Consider the following 23,386-nt stretch of genomic DNA (forward strand, 5'->3'; position numbering starts at 1 on the left):
GGCGGTGCCGGCGTGTCAGCCGGCCTTCGACTGCGATTCGGCGGACGCCGGTACGCCATCTGCGGACGGCTCGGCATGCACCAGCGCGATCGGACGAATGCCCAGCAGCGCGACGAGCGGCGACGCGGGCACGGCCAGCTCGCCGAGCGAATGGCGGTCCAGTTCGGCGAAGAATGCGTCGCGCGCGGCCGCCAGCACACCCTTGAGGCGGCACTGCGGCTCGATCACGCAGCCGCGCGACGCATCGCCGTCGACCGCGAAGCAGCCGACCAGCGCGAAATCGCTCTCGGTCGCGCGAACCACCTGGCCGACCGTCAGCTTCAGCGATTCCGGAAACAGCCGCAGCCCGCCGTTGCGGCCGCGCACGGTATCGACCCAGCCGAGCTCGCCGAGCTGCTGCACGACCTTCATCAGATGGTTCTTCGAGATGCCGTAGGCGTCCGAGATCTCCTGGATCGTCGCGAGCCCCTCGCCGCGCACGGCAAGGTACAGCATGACGCGCAGCGAGTAGTCGGTGTAGTCGGTGAGTCTCATGAGCGAATACGGAAAAATATCAATCGCGCCCCAATCAAGCGAGCCGGGTCAATCGGGACGCGCGCCGGGGTGGCTGTCGAGGCCGCTCGACGCGCCGGGTTGCCGGGACGGCCGGTGCGCAATAAGATGCATGACATCTACGCATTTTTCGGGCATTGGTGGACGCTATTTTGCGTCAAAATTCTGTCGGCGTCCTGCGCGTTGCCCACGCTGCCGTTCCGCCGGCACGGTGCCGATGCCCCGAATTTTCCGGCCCTTTTTTGCCATGACCGCCCTGCCCGCCTCGCCCGATACCGCTCCGGCCCGCCTCCGCGACGCCGAACCGACCGAAGACAACATCCGCGACCTCGTGTACGCGTTCTACGACCGCGTGCGCGCCGATCCACTGCTCGGCCCCGTGTTCGACGCGAAGCTGGACGGCCGCTGGGACGACCATCTGCCGAAGATGGTGAGCTTCTGGTCGAGCCTCGTGCTCGGCACCAAAGGCTATCGCGGCAGCGTGCAGCAGGCGCACCAGCCGCTCGACGGGATCGAGCCCGCGCATTTCAGCCGCTGGCTGTCGCTGTTCCTGAAGACCGTCGAGGGGCGCTACACGCCGCCCGCGGCCATCCGCTTCATGGAGCCCGCGCTGCGGATCGCGCAGAGCCTGCAATTGAGTCGCTTCGGCTGGGATTACCAGATTCCGCCCGAGCAGCAGGCGCTGCTCGACGCGATCGCGCCGCGCCGACGCGACGCGGGCGACGATCCGCACGCGCTGCCGCCACGCGCCCGCGGCGAGCCGTTTCCGACGAAGATCATCGGGCGCGGCGTCGATCCGGACGCCTGACGGGCGATGCTTGAACGCTTGAGCGCTTAATCGCCTGCGGCACATGGCCGCATGACGCGATCGCCGCGCTCAACGCGGCGTGTTGCCCGATTCGACGCCCCAGCGCGCGAGCGCCGCATCGTCGGTGCTGCGGGCATCGACCCAGCGCTCGCCGTCCGGCGTCGTTTCCTTCTTCCAGAACGGCGCCTCGGTCTTCAGGTAGTCCATCACGAATTCGCACGACGCGAACGCATCGCCGCGATGCGACGCGACCGTCGCGACCATCACGATCTGGTCGAGCGGCAGCAGCCGGCCGACGCGATGCACGATCGCGACGTCGATCCCGGGCCAGCGCCGGCCGGCCTCGGCGGCGATCTTCTCGAGCGCCTTCTCGGTCATCCCCGGATAGTGCTCGAGCTCCATCGCGGCGACCGAATCGCCTTCGTTCAGATCGCGCACGGTGCCGACGAAGCACGCGATCGCGCCGATCTTCGGGTTGCGCGCGCGCAGCGCCGCCACTTCGGTGTTGAGGTCGAAATCGTCGCTCTGGACTCGTACCGTAGCCATTGTCTGCCTCTGTCGACCAGAGTTAGCGCTTCAGCGCTTACTCTGATCCCATGCAAAGCTCAACCGCCCGTCACAGGCGGAAAAAACGCGACCTCGCAACCGTCGGTAAGCCGCGTATCGGGGTCGGTCATCTGGTGATTGCACGCCATGCGCAACGCACGCCCCTCGGCGAGCGTCTCGGCCCACGCGCCGCCGCGCAGGCGCAGCCATGCGCGCACGTCGCCGACAGTCGTCACGCCGTCCGGCACGTCGGCCTGCTCGTCGGACACGCCCAGCGCCTCGCGCACGCTGGCAAAGAATTTCAGCTGAATCTTCATAGGTCGGGAAGCCATCGCGTTACGACAGCAGTTCGGAAAACGGAATGAAACGCACGGTCTCGCCCGCGCTGATCGCGTGCTGCGGCGGATTGTCGATCAGGCCGTCGCCCCAGACCGTCGACGTCAGCACCGCCGAACTCTGGTTCGGGAACAGATCGAGGCCGCCGGCCGCGTTGACGCGCGCGCGCAGGAATTCGTTACGCCGGTCGCCCTTGCTTTGCGAGAAGTCCGCGCGCAGCGACACCGCGCGCGGCGCGACGTCGCGCACGCCGGACAGGCGCAGCAGGAACGGCCGCACGAACAGCAGGAACGTGACGAAACTCGACACGGGGTTGCCCGGCAGTCCGATGAAATGCGCGTCGGGACGCTCATCGCCACGGCGCACCGCGCCGAACGCGAGCGGCTTGCCCGGCTTCATCGCGATCTGCCACAACGCGAGCCGCCCTTCGGCCTCAACGGCCGGCTTCACGTGATCCTCGTCGCCGACCGATACACCGCCGCTCGTCAGGATCACGTCGTGATCGCGCGCGGCCTCGCGCAGCGTGTCGCGGGTCGCGGCGAGCGAGTCGGGCACGATCCCGTAGTCGGTCACGTGGCAACCGAGCCGCTCGAGCAGCCCGCGCAACGTGAAGCGGTTCGAGTTGTAGATCGCGCCGGGCTTCAGCGGCTCGCCCGGCATCGTCAGTTCGTCGCCGGTAAAGAACACCGCGACGCGAATCCGCCGCGCGACCGACAGTTGCGCGCAGCCGACCGACGCGGCCAGGCCGAGCGCCTGCGGCGTGAGCCGCGTGCCGGCCGGCAGGATCACCGAACCCAGGCGGATGTCCGCGCCCTGCGCGGTGATCCATTCACCGGCCTTCGGCGTGTGCAGGATCTCGACCGCGTCGCCGTCGGCCGATGTCTGCTCCTGCATCACGACGGCGTCGGCACCGGGCGGCACCGTGGCGCCGGTGAAGATCCGCGCAGCCGTGCCCGCCGCGAGCGGCGCGGCCGGATGGCCGGCCGGAATCCGCTGCGACACCGGCAGGCGCCGCTCGCCGTGCAGCAGGTCGGCGACGCGCACCGCATAGCCGTCCATCGCGCTCGTATGCATCGGCGGCACGTCGAGCGGCGAGCTCACGTCGGTGGCCAGCACGCGGCCGAGCGCATCGAGCGTGGCGACGGTTTCGGCGCCGGGCAGCGGCTTCGCGGCTTCGAGCAGCGCGGCGAGCGCTTCGGCAGTCGACAGCATCGGCGCGCGCGGCGCCGCGGGATTCGGGTTCGACATCGATGGAATCGGGGTTCGTTGGCGTCAATACGTCATTGTAGCGACGCCGTCGCGCGGACGCGCGATATGCCGGACATGCGACAACTGTAATCGGCGCGAACCCGCGGCACTGGCACTTGTTTCATCGTGCACCGGACGGCTCGCCTGCGCACGGCCGCCGCCAAACGAAACGGCCGGAACCCCGATCCGTGCGACGAATCGGCATTCCGGCCGTCCCGCGCCGCCGGGCTTGCGAACCCGCGGCCCGGCGCTACCCCGGTGCTACCCCGGTGCTACATTACGCGCCCGTATGCGCGGCGATGAAGTCCTTCACCTGCTGCGCGTCGGCCTTCACGACCTCGAAACGCTGCGGCAGCGCCTCGAGTCCGTCGAATGCGGCCGGCCGCTCGGCCTCGCGATCGAGCGCTTCGCGGATCGTCTCGCCGAACTTGATCGGCTGGGCCGTCTCGAGCACGACCATCGGCACGCCCGCGTCGAGATGCTCGCGCGCGACCTTCACGCCGTCGGCCGTGTGCGTATCGATCATCGTGTCGTAGCGCGAGAACACGTCGCGGATCGTCGCGATGCGGTCCGTGTGGCTGCTGCGGCCCGACACGAAGCCGAATTCGGCCACGCGCGCGAAATCGCCGCTCGCCGCGAGATCGAACCCGCCCTTCTCCTCGACGTCGCGGAACAGCTGCATCACGCGTGCCGGATCGCGGCCGAGCAGGTCGAACACGAAGCGCTCGAAGTTCGACGCCTTCGAGATGTCCATGCTCGGGCTGCTCGTGTGATACGTGTTTTCCGCGCTGCGCACGCGGTATGCGCCCGTGCGGAAGAACTCGTCGAGCACGTCGTTCTCGTTGGTCGCGACCACGAGCTTCGCGATCGGCAAACCCATCATCCGCGCGATGTGGCCCGCGCAGACGTTGCCGAAGTTGCCCGACGGCACGGTGAACGATACGCGCTCGTCGTTGGACGTCGTCGCCGCGAAATAACCCTTGAAGTAGTACACGACCTGCGCGACGACGCGCGCCCAGTTGATCGAGTTGACCGTGCCGATCTTCTGCTGCGCCTTGAACGCGTGATCGTTCGAAACGGCCTTCACGATGTCCTGGCAGTCGTCGAACACGCCTTCGACCGCGAGGTTGAAGATGTTCGGATCCTGCAGGCTGAACATCTGGGCGGTCTGGAACGCGCTCATCTTCTGGTGCGGCGACAGCATGAACACGCGCACGCCGGCCTTGCCGCGCATCGCGTATTCGGCCGCGCTGCCCGTGTCGCCCGACGTCGCGCCAAGGATGTTCAGCGCCTCGCCGTGCTTCGCGAGCGTGTACTCGAACAGGTTGCCGAGCAGCTGCATCGCCATGTCCTTGAACGCGAGCGTCGGGCCGTTCGACAGTTCGAGCAGCGACAGTGCCGCGCCGTTCTCGGTGCCGAGCGTCTTCAGCGGCGTGATGTCGGACGCGTTCTCGCCGTGGCGCGTGTTGCTGTACACGGCGGCCGTGTACGTGCGGCGCGTGATCGCGCGCAGGTCGTCGGCCGGCACGTCGTCGCAGAACTTCGACAGGATCTCGAACGCGAGATCCGCGTACGGCAGCGTGCGCCAGCGTGCGAGTTCGTCGGCGGACACCTTCGGATACTCGGCCGGCAGGTACAGCCCGCCGTCCTTCGCGAGGCCGCCGAGCAGGATGTCGGAGAACGTGTGGCGCTCGCCGATGCCGGCGCCGCGCGTGGAGATGTAGTTCATGTCGTTCCCGGTCCTCAGTTCAGTGCTTCCATGCGCAGCTTCGTCACCTTCGAGACCACCGTCTCGAGGCTCTCGATCTGCGCGATCGCCGCGTTGACGTGCTTCTCGCGCGTCACATGCGTGATCAGGATGATGTCGGTTTCGCCGTTCGCGTCGTCGACCTGCTCCGACTCCTTCTGCAGCAGCGCGTCGATCGAGATCCCCGATTCGGCGAGGATGCGCGTGATCGCGGCCAGCACGCCGGTCTGGTCGGCGACGCGCAGGCGCAGGTAGTAGCCGCTCGTCACTTCCTCGATCGGCAGGATCGGCGTGTTCGACAGGCTGTCCGGCTGGAACGCGAGATGCGGCACGCGATGCTCGGGGTCGGCCGTATGCAGGCGCGTGACGTCGACGAGATCCGCGACGACCGCCGATGCGGTCGGTTCCGCGCCCGCGCCCTTGCCGTAGTACAGCGTCGTGCCGACTGCGTCACCGTGCACGACGACCGCGTTCATCGCGCCCTCGACGTTCGCGAGCAGGCGCTTTTCCGGGATCAGCGTCGGGTGCACGCGCAGCTCGATGCCGTTTTCGGCGCGGCGCGTGATGCCGAGCAGCTTGATCCGGTAGCCGAGCTCTTCCGCATAGCGGATATCGGTCGCGTCGAGCTTGCTGATGCCTTCGACGTACGCGCGGTCGAACTGGACCGGCACGCCGAACGCGATCGCGCTCATGATGGTCGCCTTGTGCGCGGCGTCGACGCCCTCGATGTCGAAGGTCGGATCGGCTTCCGCGTAGCCGAGCTCCTGCGCGGCCTTCAGCGCGGTCGCGAAGTCGAGGCCGCGGTCGCGCATTTCCGACAGGATGTAGTTCGTCGTGCCGTTGATGATGCCCGCGATGTACTGGATGCGGTTCGCGGTCAGGCCTTCGCGCAGCGCCTTGATGATCGGGATGCCGCCGGCGACGGCCGCCTCGAACGCGACCATCACGCCCTTCTCGCGCGCGGCCTCGAAGATCTCGGTGCCGTGCACCGCGAGCAGCGCCTTGTTCGCGGTCACGACGTGCTTGCCGTTCGCGATCGCGCGCAGCACGAGCTCGCGCGCGATGCCCGTGCCGCCGATCATCTCGGCGATGATCGAGATCGACGGATCGTCGACGACCGCGTTGAAATCGTCGGTGATCTGCGCGGCGCCGGCGTTACCGCCGAGCGCGGCCTGCGCCTTGGCCGGGTTGCGCACTGCAATGCGCGCGACCTCGATGCCGCGCCCCGCGCGTCGCTTGATTTCTTCCTGGTTGCGGTGCAGCACCGTGAAGGTGCCGCTGCCGACGGTGCCGAAGCCCAACAGGCCAACTTTGATCGGTTCCATGCTGCGTGTGATCGATGAGTAAGAGAATGAATGAATGCCGGGGGGACTCGGTCCGCTCAGACCGAATGGCGCTTGCGATAGCCGTCGAGGAAGCGCGCGATCCGGTTGATCGAATCGGTCAGGTCGTCGAGGTTCGGCAGGAAGACCACGCGGAAGTGATCCGGCGCCGCCCAGTTGAAGCCCGTCCCCTGCACGAGCAGCACGCGTTCCTCGAGCAACAGGTCGAGGATGAACTGCTGGTCGTTCTGGATAGGATAGAGCTTCGGATCGAGGCGCGGGAACATGTACAGCGCGGCCTGCGGCTTCACGCAGGTCACGCCGGGAATCGACGTGAGCATGTCGTACGCGAGTTCGCGCTGCTTGTACAGGCGCCCGCTCGGCACGATCAGTTCCTTGATGCTCTGGTAGCCGCCGAGCGCGGTCTGGATCGCGAACTGCCCGGGCACGTTCGCGCACAGGCGCATCGACGACAGGATCCCGAGGCCTTCCAGGTAGTCCTTCGCGCGCCGGCGGTTGTCGCCGCCAAGGCCCGACACGGCCATCCAGCCCGCGCGGTAGCCGCACGAGCGATAGCTCTTCGACAGGCTGTTGAACGTGACGGTGATCACGTCCTCCGACAGCGAACCCAGCGCCGTGTGCTCGAGCCCGTCGTAGACGATCTTGTCGTAGACCTCGTCGGCAAACACGATCAGCCCGTGCTCGCGCGCGATCTCGAGCAGCTCGAGCAGCAATTCGTCGGAATAAAGCGCGCCGGTCGGGTTGTTCGGGTTGATCACGACGATCGCCTTGGTGTTCGGCGTGATCTTGCGGCGGATGTCGTCGGGGTCGGGCATCCACGCGTTCTGCTCGTCGCACACGTAGTGCACGGGCGTGCCGCCTGACAGGCTCACGGCGGCCGTCCACAGCGGGTAGTCGGGCGCCGGGAGCAGCACTTCGTCGCCGTCGTTCAGGAGCGCCTGGGTCGCCATCACGATCAGCTCGGACGCACCGTTGCCGATGTAGATGTCGTCGAGGCCGACGCCGACGACGCCCTTTTGCTGCGTGTAGTGCATCACGGCCTTGCGGGCCGAGAACACGCCCTTCGAATCCGAATAGCCGGACGACGCCGGCAGGTTGCGGATCATGTCCTGGATGATCTCGTCCGGCGCGTCGAAACCGAACGGCGCGAGGTTGCCGATGTTCAGCTTGATGATGCGGTGGCCTTCTTCCTCGAGGCGTTTCGCGTGCTCGAGCACCGGGCCACGGATGTCGTAGCAGACGTTGAGCAGCTTGTTCGACTTCTGAATCGGTTTCACGACGACACGGTTCCTGGGTTGGCCTTGCGGCCGGGGGACGGGATCAAAACTGGAGAGCGGCCGGTCTGTGCGCGCTGTCTAGACTGGGGAAAAAGCGGGCGGTCGGACGCGGCTTGTGGCGACGCACGACGCAAGTGGCGCCCGGGGGCGACCAAAAAGTTATAATTTAGCGGATTTTGGCCAACTTTCGCAATGCACCATGGCCGCTCCGGGCCCGCGCCGTCAAGCGTCCCGCGTGCGCCGGTCGCGAAAACGGCCGCCCGGGCCCGCGCGGCCCTTGCCAGACACTCACTCCACGGAACCGCGGAATACCGATTTGAAACTGCACCAGGACACGAGCGGCGCGCTCAATACCGTCACCGGCTACGGCCCCGATTATGTCGATGTCAACCTCCAACGCCACGAGGGAAGCGTCATCGTGCTGCCCGGCGCGCCGGTGCGGGACTGGCCCGTGTCGTCGTTCGACGCGCTCGCGCCCGAACATTTCGCGATGCTGCTCGACCCGGCGCCCGAACTCGTGATCTTCGGCAGCGGCGCGCGGCTGCGCTTCCCGCACCCGCGCCTCGTGGCCGCGCTGACGGCCAACCGGATCGGCGTCGAGACGATGGATTTCCAGGCCGCCTGCCGCACCTACAACATCCTGATGGCCGAGGGCCGCAAAGTCGCCGCCGCGCTCTTAATTGAACGTTAATCCCCGATGCGGTAAAACTCGGGCCGGCACACCGGGTCGATCCCCGGATCATCACGCGGATCGCCAACCGGCAAGCCGGCCGCCCCCGGCGCGACCCGCCGGTGGCTCCTACAACAACCAACAGGCTGAAAATCCATGAACGATACGCCGGCGAGGCTACCGCTCAATCGCATCACGCTCGTCCTCCTGCTCGTCGCGCTCGCGATCGTGTGGTTCGCGCCGCTCGGGCTGCGCCACCTGATCCCGAGCGACGAAGGCCGCTACGCGGAGATGGCGCGGGAAATGTTCGTCACCGGCGACTGGATCACGCCGCGCTACAACGGCTACAAGTACTTCGAGAAGCCGCCGCTGCAGACCTGGCTGAACGCGCTGACGTTCGCGTGGTTCGGCATCGGCGAATGGCAGGCGCGCCTCTACACGGGCCTCGCCAGCTTCGCCGGCGTGCTGCTGGTCGGCTTCGCGGGCGCGCGCCTGTTCAACCCGTTGTCCGGCTTGCTCGCCGCCGTCGTGCTCGCATGCTCGCCGTACTGGAACCTGATGGGCCACTTCAACGCGCTCGACATGGGGCTCGCGTTCTGGATGACGCTGTCGCTCTGCTCGCTGCTGCTCGCGCAGCGGCCCGGACTGCAGGCGGGCGCGGTGCGCGGCTGGATGTGGGCGTGCTGGGCCGCGATGGCACTCGCCGTGCTGTCCAAGGGACTCGTCGGCCTGATCCTGCCCGGCGCCGTGCTGGTGCTCTATACGCTGATCGCCCGCGACTGGGCGCTGTGGAAGCGGCTGTATCTGGTGAGCGGCCTCGTGATCTTCTTCGCGATCGTCACGCCGTGGTTCGTGCTCGTCCAGCAGCGCAACCCCGAGTTCTTCAACTTCTTCTTCATCGTCCAGCAGTTCCGCCGATACCTGACCCCGGAACAGAACCGCCCGGGCCCGCTGTACTATTTCGTGCCGGTGCTGGTGGTCGGCTTCCTGCCGTGGCTTTCGGTCGCATGGCAGAGCATCCGCCATGCGCTGCGCATGCCGCGCCAGCCGAACGGTTTCTCCCCGATGCTCGTGCTGCTGATCTGGAGCGCGTTCATCTTCCTGTTCTTCAGCGCATCGCATTCGAAGCTGATCTCGTACGTGCTGCCGGTCGCGCCGGCGCTCGCGCTGGTGATCGGCGCGTACCTGCCGCTGATGAGCGCCGACCGGTTCCGCCGCCACCTGCTCGGCTACCTCGTGTTCATCGTCGTCGCGGCGTTCGGGATCATCTTCCTCGCGTATCAGGGCGACGCCCGCACGCCGAACGCGCAGTACCGCGCGTTCCAGGTCTGGCTGTACGCGGGCCTCGCGGTCGCGGGTGCGCTGACGCTCGCGGCCGCCTGGCTGAACCGCCGCGTGGGTGTCGCGGCCGCGATCACCGCGTTCGGCGCCGCGTGGCTCGCGTTCGGCACGATCGGCGGCACCGGTCACGACGAATTCGGCCGCTACAGCTCGGGCGCGCTGCTCGCGCCCGCCGTGCGCGCCGAACTGGCGAAACTGCCGCCCGACACGCCGTTCTACTCGATCGAGATGCTCGATCACACGTTCCCGTTCTATATGGGCCACACGACGATCATGGTCCAGCGCCAGGACGAGCTCGCATTCGGGATCTCGGTCGAGCCGAACAAATGGATCCCGACCGTCGATCAATGGATCGAACGCTGGAAGCAGGAAACCCATGCGCTCGCGATCATGCCGCCCGGCCAGTACGACACGCTGGTCAAGCAAGGCGTGCCGATGCGCGTGATCGCGCGCGACAGCCGCCGCGTGATCGTCGAGAAACCGCAATCGTAAGGACGCCCGCCGCATGAATCCCGTTTCGTTCGTCTGCATCATCACCGGCGTGATGCTCAACGCCTGTGCGCAACTTCTGCTGAAAGCCGGCGTCAACGCCGTTGGACACTTCGAATTCAGCCGTGCGAACATCCTCCCGGTCGGCCTGAAGATCGCGACCCAGTTGCCGATCATCGGCGGCCTGGGCTGCTACGTGCTGAGCGTCGTCGTCTGGATTCTCGGGCTGTCGCGGGTCGACGTGTCGATCGCGTACCCGATGCTGTCGCTCGGCTACGTGGTCAACGCGTTCGCCGCCTGGTACCTGTTCGGCGAGGTGCTGTCGGTCCAGCGACTCGTCGGCATCGGCATCATCCTGATCGGCGTGCTCGTGCTCGCGCGCAGTTGAGCAGGTCCGGCGAGCATTAAGCGTCCGCCTACAAAAAATCACGGTACGAATCCCCCAACCGGTGTTTAATGCCGGTTTCGGGCCGGATCGCCCGACCCCTTTATTACACGCCATTACAGGCTAACGCGTTCATGAGCCAGACTACCGCTCCGTTTCTGCCGTTCACCCGCCCCGAGATCGATGAGGAAACCATCCAGGGCGTCGTCGACGTGCTGCGCTCGGGCTGGATCACCACCGGCCCGCAGTGCCAGAAATTCGAAGCCGCGCTGTCCGAGTATTGCGGCGGCCGTCCGGTCCGTGCGTTCAATTCGGGCACCTGCACGCTCGAGATCGGCCTGCGCATCGCGGGCGTCGGCCCCGGCGACGAGGTGATCACGACGCCGGCGACGTGGGTGTCAACCAGCAACGTGATTCTCGAGACCGGCGCGACGCCCGTGTTCGCCGACATCGATCCCGTCACGCGCAACATCGACCTCGACAAGCTCGAGCAGGCGATCACGCCGCGCACGAAGGCGATCATCCCGGTCTACCTGGCCGGCCTGCCGGTCGACATGGACCGCCTGTATGCGATCGCACGCGCACACAACCTGCGCGTGATCGAGGACGCCGCACAGGCGCTCGGCTCGACGTGGAAAGGCAAGCGCATCGGCGCGCTCGGCGACATCGTGTCGTTCAGCTTCCATGCGAACAAGAACCTGACGACGATCGAAGGCGGCGCACTCGTGCTGAACAACGAGGACGAGGCGACGCTCGCGCAGAAGTACCGGCTGCAGGGCATCACGCGCACCGGCTTCGACGGGATGGACTGCGACGTGCTCGGCGGCAAGTACAACCTGACGGACGTCGCCGCCCGCGTCGGCCTCGGCCAGTTGCCGCATCTCGAGCGCTTCACCGCGCAGCGCCGCGCACTCGTGCGTGCTTATTTCGCCGCGCTCGCCGGCGGCCCGGCCGTGAAGCTCGGGCTCGGCCTGCCCGTCGCCGATTTCGAGAACAGCAACTGGCACATGTTCCAGGCCACGCTGCCGCTCGAGCGGCTGTCGCTCTCGCGCGCCGATTTCATGGCGCAGATGAAGGAACGGGGCATCGGCACGGGCGTCCACTACCCGGCCATCCATCTTTTCAAGCTGTATCGTGCGCGCGGTTTCAAGGAGGGCATGTTCCCCCACGCCGAACGATACGGCGCGTCGACCGTCACGCTGCCGCTCTTCACGCAGATGACGGAAGACGACGTGCGTCGCGTGGCCGACGCCATCAACCAGATTTGCGAACAATACGGAAAATAAGCGTACATGAGTCACCTTGAAGCACGCGCCGGGCATCCGGGCGCCGCGAACCCGGAGGTATCGATCATCATCCCCGTGTACAACGAGGAAGATGGCCTGGCTGCGCTGTTCGCGCGGCTGTACCCGGCACTCGACGCACTCGGCACGTCGTACGAAGTGATCCTGATCAACGACGGCAGCCGCGATCGCTCGGCCGCGATGCTGGCGGACCAGTTCCACGTGCGTCCCGACACGACGCGCGTCGTGCTGCTCAACGGCAACTACGGCCAGCACATGGCGATCCTCGCCGGCTTCGCGCAGTCGCGCGGCGAGATCGTCATCACGCTCGACGCCGACCTGCAGAACCCGCCCGAGGAAATCGGCAAGCTGATCGCGAAGATGCATGAGGGCTACGACTACGTCGGCTCGATCCGCAAGCAGCGTCAGGACAGCCTGTGGCGGCGCAAGGCGTCGCAGATGATGAACCGGCTGCGCGAGCGCATCACGCGGATCAAGATGACCGACCAGGGCTGCATGCTGCGCGCGTACAGCCGCCGCATCATCGACACGATCAACGTGTGCGGCGAAGTCAACACGTTCATCCCCGCGCTGGCCTACACGTTCGCGCAGAAACCGACCGAAATCGAGGTCGCGCACGAGGAACGCTTCGCGGGCGAGTCGAAGTACTCGCTGTACAGCCTGATCCGGCTGAACTTCGACCTCGTGACGGGCTTCTCGGTCGTGCCGCTGCAATGGCTGTCGTTCATCGGCGTGATCCTGTCGCTCGGCTCCGCCGCGCTGTTCGTGCTGCTGCTCGTGCGCCGCTTCATCGTCGGCGCGGAAGTGCAAGGCGTGTTCACGCTGTTCGCGATCACGTTCTTCCTGCTCGGCGTGATCATCTTCGCGCTCGGCCTGCTCGGCGAATACGTCGGCCGCATCTACCAGCAGGTGCGTGCACGGCCGCGCTACCTGATCCAGGCCGTGCTCGAACAGCACGACGGCATGCCGGCGGTGCCGGCTGGCGCGAACCGTACGGGGGCCGTGCAATGAAGCCGCGCGCCGTCGTCTTCGCGTATCACAACGTCGGCGTGCGCTGCCTGCAGGTGCTGCTGGCACGCGGCGTCGACGTCGCGCTCGTCGTCACGCACGAGGACAACCCGAACGAGAACATCTGGTTCGGCAGCGTCGCATCCGTCGCCGCCGAGCACGGCATCCCGGTGGTCACGCCGGCCGACCCCGCCGATCCGGCACTGCGCCGCGCGGTATCCGACGCGCAGCCCGAGTTCATCTTCTCGTTCTACTACCGCCACATGCTGCCGGTGGACCTGCTCGCGATCGCGCCGCGCGGCGCATACAACATGCACGGTTCGCTGCTGCCGAAATACCGGGGTCGGGTACCGACCAACTGGGCCGTGCTGAACGGCGAAACGGAAACCGGCGCGACGCTGCACGAGATGGCCGCGAAACCCGACGCCGGCGCGATCATCGGCCAGACCGCGGTGCCGATCCTGCCGGACGACACGGCCACGCAGGTGTTCGACAAGGTGACGGTCGCCGCCGAGCAGACGCTCTGGCGCGTGCTGCCCGCGCTGCTCGCGGGCGATGCGCCGCACCTGCCGAACGATCTCGCGAGCGGCAGCTACTATGGCGGACGCAAGCCGGAAGACGGCCGCGTCGACTGGTCGAAGCCGGCCGCGCAGGTCTACAACCTGGTGCGCGCGGTCGCGCCCCCGTATCCGGGTGCATTCACCGACGTCGGCGGCACGCGTTTCGTGATCGCCCGCGCGCGCCTCGCGGCCCCCGGCAGCGCGGTCGCCAGCGCAGCAGCGGATTTGCCGCCCGGCCTGCACGTAAGCGATAATGCGCTATTCGGCGTTTGCGGCGACAGCCGCGCCCTATCCATTCTCGAGCTGTGGCAGCAGCGCGACGGCAGCGAAACCGTCGTGATGCCCGCGGAATTCGCGCAGTTCATTCATTCTTCCCGTCATTCATGAAAGCAAAAAAAGTCCTGATCCTGGGTGTGAACGGCTTCATCGGCCATCACCTGTCGAAGCGCATTCTTGAAACCACCGATTGGGAAGTGTTCGGCATGGACATGCAGACCGATCGGCTGGGCGACCTCGTCAACCACGAGCGGATGCATTTCTTCGAAGGCGACATCACGATCAACAAGGAGTGGGTCGAGTATCACGTGAAGAAGTGCGACGTGATCCTGCCACTCGTGGCGATCGCGACGCCGGCCACGTACGTCCAGCAGCCGCTGCGCGTGTTCGAGCTCGACTTCGAGGCGAACCTGCCGATCGTGCGTTCGGCCGTCAAGTACGGCAAGCACCTCGTGTTCCCGTCGACCTCCGAGGTCTACGGCATGTGCTCGGACGAGCAGTTCGACCCGGACGCATCGGCGCTCACCTACGGCCCGATCAACAAGCCGCGCTGGATCTACGCATGCTCGAAGCAGCTGATGGACCGCGTGATCTGGGGCTACGGGATGGAAGGCCTGAACTTCACGCTGTTCCGTCCGTTCAACTGGATCGGCCCGGGCCTCGACTCGATCTACACGCCGAAGGAAGGCAGCTCGCGCGTCGTCACGCAGTTCCTCGGCCACATCGTGCGCGGCGAGAACATCAGCCTCGTCGACGGCGGCTCGCAGAAGCGCGCGTTCACCGACATCGACGACGGCATCAGCGCGCTGATGAAGATCATCGAGAACAAGAACGGCATCGCGTCGGGCAAGATCTACAACATCGGGAATCCGAAGAATAACTTCTCGGTTCGCGAGCTCGCGCACAAGATGCTCGAACTGGCCGCCGAATACCCGGAATACGCCGGCTCCGCGAAGCAGGTGCAGCTCGTCGAAACAACGTCGGGCGCCTACTACGGCAACGGCTACCAGGACGTGCAGAACCGCGTGCCGAAGATCGACAACACGATGCAGGAGCTCGCCTGGGCGCCGCAATCGACGTTCGACGACGCACTGCGCAAGATCTTCGAAGCGTATCGCGGCCATGTCGCCGACGCGCGTGCGCTGGTCGAGCAGCAGAACTGACGGGACGCTCGCTTGGCTCGTATCGTCCTCAAGATCGACGTCGACACGCTGCGCGGCACACGCGAAGGCGTGCCGAACCTCGCGCGCATCTTCGACCGCTTCAGCGCGCGCGCGACCTTCCTCTTCAGCCTCGGGCCCGATCACACGGGCTGGGCGCTGCGGCGCGTGTTCCGCCCCGGCTTCCTGAAGAAGGTGTCGCGCACGTCGGTGGTCGAGCATTACGGCGTGAAGCAGCTGATGTACGGCGTGCTGCTGCCGGGCCCCGACATCGGCCGCCGCGCGATCGCCGACATGCGCGCGATCCACGAGGCCGGCTTCGAATGCGGGATCCATACGTGGGATCACGTGTATTGGCAGGACAACGTGCGCGTGCGCGATCGCGACTGGACCGCGCGTGAAATGCAGAAGAGCCACGCGCGCTTCGTCGACGTCTTCGGCGCGCCGCCCGTCACGCACGGCGCGGCCGGCTGGCAGATGAACGACGCGGCGTTCGAGCAGATCGACGCATGGGGGATTCGCTACGCATCCGACGGTCGCGGCCATTCGCCGTACCTGCCCGTGGTCGGCGGCCGCACGCTGTCGCACGTGCAGATGCCGACCACGCTGCCGACGCTCGACGAATTGCTCGGCATCGACGGCATCGACACGCACAACGTCGCCGCGCATATCCTGAAGTTCACGGAGACCAATCCGCACGACCAGGTGTTCACGCTGCATGCGGAACTGGAAGGCCAGAAGCTCGCGCCGGTGTTCGAGCAATTGCTCGCCGGCTGGCGCGCACAGGGCCATACGTTTGCGACGATGGGCGACTACCACGCGACGCTGGACCGCGACTCGCTGCCATCGTACCCTGTCACATGGGGCGAGATTCCCGGCCGCTCCGGCGAACTGATCGTCCAGCCCGACTGAGTTCGCGCGCGCGGCGCCGCCTGCTCCGCCCTTGCGGCGGGCCGCCGCGACGCCGCACCGCGCCGCCCGAGCGGCGCCTTTCCATAACAACAGGAGAAACACGTGTCCGTCGAAGTTGACCGTCAAGTTCCCGATTTCACCGCACCGGCTACGGGCGGCGACATTTCGCTGTCCGACCTGAAGGGCAAGAAGCTCGTCCTGTATTTCTATCCGAAGGACAACACGCCGGGCTGCACGACCGAAGGCCTGCAGTTCCGCGATCTCTATCCGAAGTTCAAGAAAGCCGGCGCCGAAGTCATCGGCGTGTCGCGCGACAGCCTGCGCTCGCATGACAATTTCAAGGCAAAGCTCGAACTGCCGTTCCCGCTGATTTCCGATGCCGACGAAGCGCTGTGCGCGCTGTTCGATGTCATCAAGATGAAGAAGATGTATGGCAAGGAAGTGCGCGGAATCGAGCGTTCGACCTTCCTGATCGACGCCGACGGCGTGCTTCGCCAGGCATGGCGCGGCATCAAGGTGCCTGGCCACGTGGACGACGTGCTAAGTGCTGTACAAGCGCTTTGAGGCGCGTTATATTGGGCCGCAATGAATGCCAGTTCGCCCCATATTTCTCGTAGCTGCGCCGGTGCCCGCGATGCTTCCCGGCACCTGACGCGCATCACGACGGTATCAGCCGAGCCGCATGTCCCTGTCGACGGGGCAGCGGCTTTTTTTATGGACTGCGCGCCGGCTCTCGGTCCGGCCCCTCACCCCGTCAAGGAGCTGATCGACACTTAGGCGAACCGGCTAGACGAAATTCCTGTGCGCCACCGCGCGCAAACTGCATGCGTTTTCCACGTCACGCAGGATGCGATCAGCGGCGCACGCCATGCGACACGATTCCTCCCGAGGGACACCATGCCTTTGCCTACTGCCCCCAGCAAGCTCGGCAGCCTGCTGCCGCCCGATGAATACAAGGCGAAAGCGCGGCCCGCGAAAGCCGCGAAGAAATCCGCCGAAGGGGACGCATCCACAGCCGGTGACTATGGCCCGGCCAGCGTGGCCCAACCGATGACCGAAGCCGCGAACACGGCCGCGCCGCTGCGCGCCGTCGCGGCGTCGGCGCAAGAAGCCGCGAGCGCACCCGCACGCGGCCGCAAGACCAAACAGACCGCAGCGCTGCTGCAGCCGATGCAGCCGCCCGCCGAAGCGGCGCCCGCCGCGCCGGTCGTCGCGCGTCACGACAAGCCCGCCGCCGGGAAGCCGGCCGCAGCACCCGCGGGCGATGCCGGCGCCGCGACGAAGTCGCGCAACCGCAAGCCCGCCGAAGCCGAACTGCAGAAGCTGTTCGTACTCGACACCAACGTGCTGATGCACGACCCGAGCAGCCTCTTCCGCTTCGAGGAACACGACGTCTATCTGCCGATGATGACGCTCGAGGAACTCGACAACCACAAGAAGGGGATGTCCGAAGTCGCACGCAACGCGCGCCAGGTGAGCCGCACGCTCGACGCACTGGTCGCCGACGGCGGCCCGATCTCGGCAGGCATTCCGCTGTCGCGCCTCGGTAGCCGCGAGGCGCTCGGCCGCCTGTACTTCCAGACGAAGCTCACCGACATCGCGCCGGTCGAGGGCCTGCCGGAAGGCAAGGCCGACAACCAAATCCTCGGCGTCGTGCGTGCGCTGCAGCGCGACCGGCCGGACCGCCAGGTCGTGCTGGTGTCGAAAGACATCAACATGCGGATCAAGGCGCATGCGCTCGGCCTGCCCGCTGAAGACTACTTCAACGACCAGGTACTCGAGGACAAGGACCTCCTGTATTCCGGCGTGCGCGAACTGCCGCAGGACTTCTGGACCAAGCACGCGAAGGGCATGGAGAGCTGGCAGGACACGAAGACGGGCACCACGTACTACCGCGTGACGGGCCCGCTCGTCGCGTCGATGCTCGTCAACGAGTTCGTCTATCTCGAGCCGCAGAACGGTGAACCGACGTTCCACGCGATCGTCCGCGAGCTGAACGGCAAGACGGCGCTGCTGCAGACGCTGCGCGACTACAGCCACCACAAGAACAACGTGTGGGGCATCACCGCGCGCAACCGCGAGCAGAACTTCGCGCTGAACCTGCTGATGAACCCCGAGATCGACTTCGTCACGCTGCTCGGCCAGGCCGGCACCGGCAAGACGCTCGTCGCGCTCGCGGCCGGCCTCGCCCAGGTGCTCGACGACAAGCGCTACAACGAGATCATCGTGACGCGCGCGACCGTGCCCGTCGGCGAGGACATCGGTTTCCTGCCCGGCACCGAGGAAGAGAAGATGCAACCGTGGATGGGGGCATTCGACGACAACCTCGAAGTGCTGCAGAAGACCGACGACGCAGCCGGCGAATGGGGCCGTGCGGCGACGCAGGAGTTGATCCGCTCACGTCTGAAGGTGAAGAGCATGAACTTCATGCGCGGCCGCACGTTCGTCGACAAGTACCTGATCATCGACGAAGCGCAGAACCTGACGCCGAAACAGATGAAGACGCTCGTGACGCGTGCGGGCCCCGGCACGAAGATCGTGTGCCTCGGCAACATCGCGCAGATCGACACGCCTTACCTGACCGAAGGCAGCTCGGGCCTGACCTACGTCGTCGACCGCTTCAAGGGCTGGGGCCACAGCGGCCACGTCACGCTCGCGCGCGGCGAACGCTCGCGGCTCGCCGACTACGCGTCGGACATCCTGTAACGCGCGACCGGCTGCCCGCCGGCCTACGACGCCATGCGGCGCTCCATTTCCGGAGCGCCGTTTTTATTTTTGGGGTCGAAAACATTGGTCATGCTTCGTTACGCAACAGCCTCACTTACACGCGAAACTTCAAGTAAATTCTCAGGAATGGTTGCCTAAGCCCCGCCGGAACGTCTACCATCGGGTCTGTCTGTCGTCATACGAATCGCGCGCGCCGCGCTCGTCCGCCTTGTCATGCTTCGAATCTGGGTTCCCGTCGCCGTCGTTTCTCTGCTCTCGGCCTGCTCCAGCATGCCGCCGCAGTCAGCCTCGCGCACCTCCGGCATGACGATCACGACGCCGCGCGCATTCCCGGCGCCCGCCAATTTCCCGAAATTCGTCGACCACAGCGTCGGCCAGGAAGAAATCTCGATCCAGGCGATGAGCCTCGTCGGCGTGCCGTACCGCTGGGGCGGCAATACGCCGACGAGCGGCTTCGACTGCAGCGGCCTGGTGCGCTACGTGATCGGCCGCGCGGCCGACGTGAACCTGCCGCGCACGACCGCCGACATGAGCAGCCGCGGCGTGTCGATCGACCCCGACCAGGTCGCGCCGGGCGACCTGATCTTCTTCAATACGACCGGACGCCCGCATTCGCACGTCGGCATCTATGTCGGCAAGCTGCGCTTCGTCAACGCGCCGTCGACCGGCGGCACCGTTCGGCTCGACTACCTGACGAACCCGTACTGGGCCAAGCGCTTCGACGGCATTCGCCGCGTCGCGCCGCCGCGCGGCACGCCGGCGCCGTTCGATGCGCCGACCTACGAGGCACGGCGCGATGCGCCGGCGGCCGCACCGGCCGCGGTCGTCGCTGCCGCAGCGCCGCGGCAGCCTGCCTACGCATCGTCACAAGCCGGCGCGACCCCGTCGCCGGCGTCAGTCGTGGAAGCGGCACCGGTCGTATCGACCGCGGCGGTTGCCCCGGCAGCCGCCGCAGTCGCCGATCCGTACGAACCGCCGCCACCGCGCGTGCCGGCAGCCCGGCAGCAGGCACCTTCCGCGCATCACGACATGACCGCCATGACGGCGAACGCAGCCCCGACAGAAACCGGCACGCAGATTCCGACAACGGCACTGACGGCCGCCCAGGCTGCCGCGTTCGACGCGGAACCGCCGCCCGCGGCCGCCACGTCGCCGCGCATCATCGAGCCCGTGCAGGTGCTGCGTGCATCGACGCAATCCGCGCCCGTCAGCCCGCGGACCGGCACCGCGGACGATCCTATCGCCCACTTCGCGAACGGCAATTACTGACCCGGCTCGTCCCCGGCGGCGGCCCCGCCATTCGCCGCCCCTTTCCCGACCGCCAAAGAAAATGCGCCGCAACCTTTCGGTTGGCGGCGCATGTCGTGTCGATCCGGCAGCGGCGGAATCAGAAGATCCGGTGCCCGAGCCACCAGCCGCCGGCCGCGAACAGTGCGGACGCCGGCAGTGTCAGCACCCACGCCCACACGATGTTGCCGGCGACGCCCCAACGCACGGCCGACAGCTTCTGCGTCGCGCCGACGCCGACGATCGCACCCGTGATCGTGTGCGTGGTCGAGACCGGAATGCCGAGGAACGATGCGAGGAACAGTGTCATCGCGCCGCCGGTTTCCGCACAGAAACCACCGACCGGCTTGAGCTTCGTGATCTTCTGGCCCATCGTGCGCACGATGCGCCAGCCGCCGAACAACGTGCCGAGGCCCATCGACAGATAGCACGCGCCGATCACCCACACAGGAGGCGCATCGGACGTCGCCGACGCATAGCCCGACGCGATCAGCAGCATCCAGATGATGCCGATCGTCTTCTGCGCGTCGTTGCCGCCGTGGCCCAGGCTGTACAGGCCGGCCGACAGCAGCTGGAGCCGCCGGAAGCGCCGGTCGACCTTGCTGGGCGCGGTACGGAAATACAGCCAGGACACGCCGAGCATGAACAGCGAGCCGAGGATGAAGCCGAGCAGCGGCGAGATGAAGATGAACGCGACGGTCTTCATCAGGCCGTCGATATTCAGCGAGCTCCAGCCCGACTTCGCGAGCGCCGAGCCGACGAGGCCGCCGATCAGCGCATGCGACGAGCTCGACGGAATGCCGTAGTACCACGTGATCACGTTCCAGCCGATCGCGCCGACCAGCGCGCCGAACACGACATAGTGGTCGACGATCTCGGGATCGATCGTGCCTTTACCGACGGTTTGCGCGACTTTCAGGTGGAAGATGAAATACGCGATGACGTTGAACGCAGCCGCGAACACCACGGCTTGCTGGGGCTTCAGGACCCCGGTCGACACGACGGTGGCGATCGAGTTCGCCGCGTCGTGGAAGCCGTTCATGAAGTCGAATACGAGCGCGACCAGCACCAGCGTCGCGACCATCCATAGGGCGAGTTGTATCGAATGCATCGTGGTCCGCTCAGGCGTTTTCCAGCACGATGCCTTCGATGATGTTCGCGACGTCCTCGCACTTGTCGGTGATCTCTTCCAGCAGTTCGTAGATCGCCTTCAGCTTGATGAGCGTCTTCACGTCGTCTTCCTCGCGGAACAGTTTCGACATCGCCGCGCGCAGCACGCGATCGGCCTCCGATTCCCAGCGGTCGATCTCCTCGCACTGCTTGAGGATCTGCGCCGACTGCTTCATGTCGGACAGCAATCCAACGGCCTGCTGCACGTGTTGTGCCGACTGCGTGACGATGTGCGCGAGCTGGCTCGCCTCGGACGTGACGGCGCGCACGTCGTACAGCGACACGGCCGTCGCGACGTCTTCCATCAGGTCGAGGATGTCGTCCATCGTCGTGATCAGCTTGTGGATCTCGTCGCGATCGAGCGGCGTGATGAAGGTCTTGTGCAGCAGATCGATCGCTTCATGCGTCAGCTTGTCAGCGGCCTTCTCGGCGGTCTGCACGTTTTGCTTGTGAATCTCGGCGTCGGCGAGATTGTCGATCAGCAGTTCGAGTTCGCGGCCACCGGAAACGATGTGCTTCGCGTGCGCGTTGAAGAGTTCAAAGAACTTGCCCTCGGTGGGCATGAATCGACCGAACATGGGATTCCTGAGAGATTGTCAAACGACTGTCACGAAAACGGGCGATATTGTACCGTTTTCGGTTGCGCCGCGACGCGCGCATATGCGCGCGCCGGGATTGGATACAACGCTCGGTGAAATAAGGGTTTACATCTGGCGAAGAAGTGTTATTCGCCGTAGAAGTTCTGCGCCCCCGCAAAGTTGTCGAACTTCGTGTATTGACCCAGGAACGTGAGCCGAACAGGTCCGATCGGGCCGTTACGCTGCTTGCCGATGATGATTTCGGCCGTGCCCTTGTCCGGGCTGTCCGGGTTGTAGACCTCGTCACGATAGATGAACAGGATCACGTCCGCGTCCTGTTCGATTGCGCCCGATTCACGCAGATCGGACATCACCGGACGCTTGTTCGGACGCTGCTCGAGCCCGCGGTTCAGCTGCGACAGCGCGATCACCGGCACGTCCAGTTCCTTTGCCAGACTCTTCAGCGATCGCGAGATTTCCGAGATTTCGGTCGCGCGGTTCTCGCCCTGCGATGAACCCGACATCAGCTGCAGGTAGTCGACGATGATCAGGCCGAGCTTGCCGCACTGGCGTGCGAGACGCCGCGCGCGCGAGCGCAATTCCATCGGGTTCAGGCCGCCCGTCTCGTCGATGAAGAGCTGCGCCTCGCTCATCTTCTGCACCGCATGCGTCAGCTTCGGCCAGTCCTCGTCCGTCAGCCGGCCGGTACGCATCCGGTGCTGGTCGAGCCGGCCGATCGAGCCGAGCATACGCATCACGAGCTGGGTGCCCGGCATTTCCATCGAGAACACCGCCACCGGCAGCCCGTACTCGACCGCGACGTATTCGCCGATGTTCATGGAAAAGGCCGTTTTCCCCATTGACGGTCTTCCGGCCACGATGATCAGTTCGCCGCCGTGCATCCCGGACGTCATCCGGTCGAGATCGACGAAGCCTGTCGGCGTGCCCGTGACGTCGCTCGGGTTCGCGGTGTGATACAGCGTGTCGATGCGCTCGACGACCTGCGTGAGCAGCGGACCGATCTCGAGGAAGCCCTGGTTGCCGCGCGCGCCCTCTTCGGCGATCGAGAACACCTTCGACTCGGCCTCGTCGAGCAGTTGGCGAACTTCCTTACCCTGCGGATTGAATGCGTCGGCCGAGATTTCGTCGGCGACCGACACGAGCCGGCGCAGCACCGCGCGGTCGCGCACGATTTCCGCGTAGCGGCGGATGTTCGCGGCGCTCGGCGTGTTCTGCGCGAGGGCGTTCAGGTAGGCGAGGCCGCCGACGTCGTCGGCCTTGCCGGACGTGGTCAGCGCTTCGTACACGGTCACGACGTCGGCCGGACGCGTCGACGCGATCAGCCGGCCGATGTGCTCGTAGATGATCCGGTGGTCGTAGCGATAGAAATCACCCTGCGACAAGAAGTCGGCAATCCGGTCCCATGCCGCGTTGTCGAGCAACAGGCCGCCGAGCACCGACTGCTCGGCTTCGACCGAATGCGGCGGGACTTTCAGCGATTCGATTTGAGGATCTTGCGGCGCGTTCATGGGTTGGGATTATCGCGAATAACCTACGACGATGCTAGAGAGACGGCCACCGGCGAACAGGCAATAAAAAAGGCAGGCCCCGGTTGCCCGGGCGCCTGCCCTTGTCCGGACGGCGGAAGCCGTCCGGAAAGCT

At 66.1% G+C, this 23,386-nt stretch carries 22 protein-coding genes and 1 pseudogene; 12 read left to right on the forward strand and 11 right to left on the reverse strand.

The features are described from left to right. Window positions 1-15 precede the first annotated feature (15 nt). Window positions 16-534 (reverse strand): Rrf2 family transcriptional regulator, encoded by a 519-nt coding sequence (locus DIE06_RS13695; RefSeq protein ID WP_124661874.1) that lies wholly within the window; start codon window positions 532-534, stop codon window positions 16-18. 265 nt (window positions 535-799) lie between these two features. Here DIE06_RS13695 and DIE06_RS13700 point away from each other — a divergent pair, with 265 nt between their 5' ends. Next, complete coding sequence (locus DIE06_RS13700) at window positions 800-1,360, forward strand: group III truncated hemoglobin (RefSeq protein ID WP_124661875.1); 561 nt, start codon at window positions 800-802, stop codon at window positions 1,358-1,360. Between the two features lie 69 nt (window positions 1,361-1,429). Here DIE06_RS13700 and DIE06_RS13705 read toward each other — a convergent pair whose 3' ends face one another. The 6 genes from DIE06_RS13705 to DIE06_RS13730 form a co-directional block, all read right to left on the reverse strand. Beyond that, window positions 1,430-1,906 carry a molybdenum cofactor biosynthesis protein MoaE gene (locus DIE06_RS13705; protein ID WP_124661876.1) on the reverse strand — a complete coding sequence of 159 codons (477 nt, stop codon included), beginning with the start codon at window positions 1,904-1,906 and terminating at the stop codon, window positions 1,430-1,432. Between the two features lie 59 nt (window positions 1,907-1,965). Then, the gene (gene moaD / locus DIE06_RS13710; RefSeq protein ID WP_124661877.1) at window positions 1,966-2,223 is read right to left on the reverse strand and encodes a molybdopterin converting factor subunit 1; all 258 of its coding nucleotides are present in this window, start codon (window positions 2,221-2,223) and stop codon (window positions 1,966-1,968) included. 19 nt (window positions 2,224-2,242) lie between these two features. Continuing rightward, window positions 2,243-3,490, reverse strand: coding sequence for a gephyrin-like molybdotransferase Glp (glp, locus tag DIE06_RS13715; protein WP_124661878.1), 1,248 nt, complete (start codon window positions 3,488-3,490; stop codon window positions 2,243-2,245). 277 nt (window positions 3,491-3,767) lie between these two features. After that, a complete protein-coding gene (thrC, locus tag DIE06_RS13720) occupies window positions 3,768-5,219 on the reverse strand; it encodes a threonine synthase (protein WP_124614492.1) in 1,452 nt (483 codons plus the stop codon). Window positions 5,220-5,233: 14 nt separating this feature from the next. Then, window positions 5,234-6,562 carry a homoserine dehydrogenase gene (locus tag DIE06_RS13725; protein WP_124661879.1) on the reverse strand — a complete coding sequence of 443 codons (1,329 nt, stop codon included), beginning with the start codon at window positions 6,560-6,562 and terminating at the stop codon, window positions 5,234-5,236. Between the two features lie 56 nt (window positions 6,563-6,618). Further along, on the reverse strand, window positions 6,619-7,857 hold the full coding sequence (locus DIE06_RS13730) for a pyridoxal phosphate-dependent aminotransferase (protein ID WP_124661880.1): 1,239 nt from the start codon (window positions 7,855-7,857) through the stop codon (window positions 6,619-6,621). Between the two features lie 316 nt (window positions 7,858-8,173). Here DIE06_RS13730 and DIE06_RS13735 point away from each other — a divergent pair, with 316 nt between their 5' ends. From DIE06_RS13735 to DIE06_RS13775, 9 genes are all read left to right on the forward strand, one after another. Next, window positions 8,174-8,548, forward strand: coding sequence for an Mth938-like domain-containing protein (locus tag DIE06_RS13735; protein ID WP_124661881.1), 375 nt, complete (start codon window positions 8,174-8,176; stop codon window positions 8,546-8,548). A gap of 135 nt (window positions 8,549-8,683) precedes the next feature. Continuing rightward, window positions 8,684-10,360, forward strand: coding sequence for a glycosyltransferase family 39 protein (locus DIE06_RS13740; protein ID WP_124661882.1), 1,677 nt, complete (start codon window positions 8,684-8,686; stop codon window positions 10,358-10,360). A 13-nt stretch (window positions 10,361-10,373) separates the two neighbouring features. After that, window positions 10,374-10,745: an SMR family transporter gene (locus tag DIE06_RS13745; protein ID WP_034188675.1), complete on the forward strand. Its 372-nt coding sequence runs from the start codon at window positions 10,374-10,376 to the stop codon at window positions 10,743-10,745. Between the two features lie 131 nt (window positions 10,746-10,876). Next, window positions 10,877-12,028 carry a DegT/DnrJ/EryC1/StrS aminotransferase family protein gene (locus DIE06_RS13750; RefSeq protein ID WP_124661883.1) on the forward strand — a complete coding sequence of 384 codons (1,152 nt, stop codon included), beginning with the start codon at window positions 10,877-10,879 and terminating at the stop codon, window positions 12,026-12,028. 6 nt (window positions 12,029-12,034) lie between these two features. Beyond that, window positions 12,035-13,057 (forward strand): glycosyltransferase, encoded by a 1,023-nt coding sequence (locus DIE06_RS13755; protein ID WP_124661884.1) that lies wholly within the window; start codon window positions 12,035-12,037, stop codon window positions 13,055-13,057. Beyond that, entirely contained in the window at window positions 13,054-14,001 is a 948-nt protein-coding gene (locus tag DIE06_RS13760; protein ID WP_124661885.1) for a formyltransferase, read from the forward strand. Before DIE06_RS13755 ends, DIE06_RS13760 begins: the two co-directional genes overlap by 4 nt. Next, window positions 13,998-15,053, forward strand: coding sequence for a bifunctional UDP-4-keto-pentose/UDP-xylose synthase (locus DIE06_RS13765; protein WP_059680085.1), 1,056 nt, complete (start codon window positions 13,998-14,000; stop codon window positions 15,051-15,053). The genes DIE06_RS13760 and DIE06_RS13765 overlap by 4 nt, the downstream gene beginning before the upstream one ends. A 12-nt stretch (window positions 15,054-15,065) precedes the next feature. Continuing rightward, entirely contained in the window at window positions 15,066-15,962 is an 897-nt protein-coding gene (locus tag DIE06_RS13770) for a polysaccharide deacetylase family protein (protein WP_124661886.1), read from the forward strand. Window positions 15,963-16,064: 102 nt separating this feature from the next. After that, entirely contained in the window at window positions 16,065-16,526 is a 462-nt protein-coding gene (locus tag DIE06_RS13775; RefSeq protein ID WP_006756046.1) for a peroxiredoxin, read from the forward strand. A 190-nt stretch (window positions 16,527-16,716) separates the two neighbouring features. Here DIE06_RS13775 and DIE06_RS39445 read toward each other — a convergent pair. Continuing rightward, a pseudogene (locus tag DIE06_RS39445) lies at window positions 16,717-16,910 on the reverse strand (hypothetical protein). On the opposite strand from DIE06_RS39445, the gene DIE06_RS13785 reads away from it, so the two are divergent. Both DIE06_RS13785 and DIE06_RS13790 read left to right on the forward strand, forming a co-directional pair. Beyond that, entirely contained in the window at window positions 16,860-18,668 is a 1,809-nt protein-coding gene (locus tag DIE06_RS13785; protein WP_124661887.1) for a PhoH family protein, read from the forward strand. The pseudogene DIE06_RS39445 and the gene DIE06_RS13785 overlap by 51 nt on opposite strands. A 234-nt stretch (window positions 18,669-18,902) precedes the next feature. After that, window positions 18,903-19,958 carry a C40 family peptidase gene (locus DIE06_RS13790; protein WP_124661888.1) on the forward strand — a complete coding sequence of 352 codons (1,056 nt, stop codon included), beginning with the start codon at window positions 18,903-18,905 and terminating at the stop codon, window positions 19,956-19,958. Window positions 19,959-20,076: 118 nt separating this feature from the next. Here the strand turns inward: DIE06_RS13790 and DIE06_RS13795 are convergent, their stop codons facing one another. From DIE06_RS13795 to DIE06_RS13810, 3 genes are all read right to left on the reverse strand, one after another. Then, complete coding sequence (locus DIE06_RS13795; RefSeq protein ID WP_124661889.1) at window positions 20,077-21,087, reverse strand: inorganic phosphate transporter; 1,011 nt, start codon at window positions 21,085-21,087, stop codon at window positions 20,077-20,079. A gap of 10 nt (window positions 21,088-21,097) precedes the next feature. Further along, complete coding sequence (locus DIE06_RS13800; RefSeq protein WP_096503051.1) at window positions 21,098-21,724, reverse strand: DUF47 domain-containing protein; 627 nt, start codon at window positions 21,722-21,724, stop codon at window positions 21,098-21,100. Window positions 21,725-21,870: 146 nt separating this feature from the next. Continuing rightward, window positions 21,871-23,253, reverse strand: coding sequence for a replicative DNA helicase (locus tag DIE06_RS13810; RefSeq protein WP_044847233.1), 1,383 nt, complete (start codon window positions 23,251-23,253; stop codon window positions 21,871-21,873). Between the last annotated feature and the right edge of the window lie 133 nt (window positions 23,254-23,386).

Source organism: Burkholderia sp. Bp8998 (genome assembly GCF_003854235.1).
In the GTDB taxonomy this organism is placed as follows: Bacteria; Pseudomonadota; Gammaproteobacteria; order Burkholderiales; family Burkholderiaceae; genus Burkholderia.

Excerpts from the sequence above, each read along its gene's own strand:
- DIE06_RS13695 (WP_124661874.1), bottom strand. The coding sequence starts at position 534 with ATGAGACTCACCGACTACACCGACTACTCGCTGCGCGTCATGCTGTAC.
- DIE06_RS13700 (WP_124661875.1), top strand. The coding sequence starts at position 800 with ATGACCGCCCTGCCCGCCTCGCCCGATACCGCTCCGGCCCGCCTCCGC.
- DIE06_RS13705 (WP_124661876.1), bottom strand. The coding sequence starts at position 1,906 with ATGGCTACGGTACGAGTCCAGAGCGACGATTTCGACCTCAACACCGAA.
- moaD (WP_124661877.1), bottom strand. The coding sequence starts at position 2,223 with ATGAAGATTCAGCTGAAATTCTTTGCCAGCGTGCGCGAGGCGCTGGGC.
- glp (WP_124661878.1), bottom strand. The coding sequence starts at position 3,490 with ATGTCGAACCCGAATCCCGCGGCGCCGCGCGCGCCGATGCTGTCGACT.
- thrC (WP_124614492.1), bottom strand. The coding sequence starts at position 5,219 with ATGAACTACATCTCCACGCGCGGCGCCGGCATCGGCGAGCGCCACACG.
- DIE06_RS13725 (WP_124661879.1), bottom strand. The coding sequence starts at position 6,562 with ATGGAACCGATCAAAGTTGGCCTGTTGGGCTTCGGCACCGTCGGCAGC.
- DIE06_RS13740 (WP_124661882.1), top strand. The coding sequence starts at position 8,684 with ATGAACGATACGCCGGCGAGGCTACCGCTCAATCGCATCACGCTCGTC.
- DIE06_RS13745 (WP_034188675.1), top strand. The coding sequence starts at position 10,374 with ATGAATCCCGTTTCGTTCGTCTGCATCATCACCGGCGTGATGCTCAAC.
- DIE06_RS13750 (WP_124661883.1), top strand. The coding sequence starts at position 10,877 with ATGAGCCAGACTACCGCTCCGTTTCTGCCGTTCACCCGCCCCGAGATC.
- DIE06_RS13755 (WP_124661884.1), top strand. The coding sequence starts at position 12,035 with ATGAGTCACCTTGAAGCACGCGCCGGGCATCCGGGCGCCGCGAACCCG.
- DIE06_RS13760 (WP_124661885.1), top strand. The coding sequence starts at position 13,054 with ATGAAGCCGCGCGCCGTCGTCTTCGCGTATCACAACGTCGGCGTGCGC.
- DIE06_RS13765 (WP_059680085.1), top strand. The coding sequence starts at position 13,998 with ATGAAAGCAAAAAAAGTCCTGATCCTGGGTGTGAACGGCTTCATCGGC.
- DIE06_RS13785 (WP_124661887.1), top strand. The coding sequence starts at position 16,860 with ATGCCTTTGCCTACTGCCCCCAGCAAGCTCGGCAGCCTGCTGCCGCCC.
- DIE06_RS13790 (WP_124661888.1), top strand. The coding sequence starts at position 18,903 with ATGCTTCGAATCTGGGTTCCCGTCGCCGTCGTTTCTCTGCTCTCGGCC.
- DIE06_RS13795 (WP_124661889.1), bottom strand. The coding sequence starts at position 21,087 with ATGCATTCGATACAACTCGCCCTATGGATGGTCGCGACGCTGGTGCTG.
- DIE06_RS13800 (WP_096503051.1), bottom strand. The coding sequence starts at position 21,724 with ATGTTCGGTCGATTCATGCCCACCGAGGGCAAGTTCTTTGAACTCTTC.
- DIE06_RS13810 (WP_044847233.1), bottom strand. The coding sequence starts at position 23,253 with ATGAACGCGCCGCAAGATCCTCAAATCGAATCGCTGAAAGTCCCGCCG.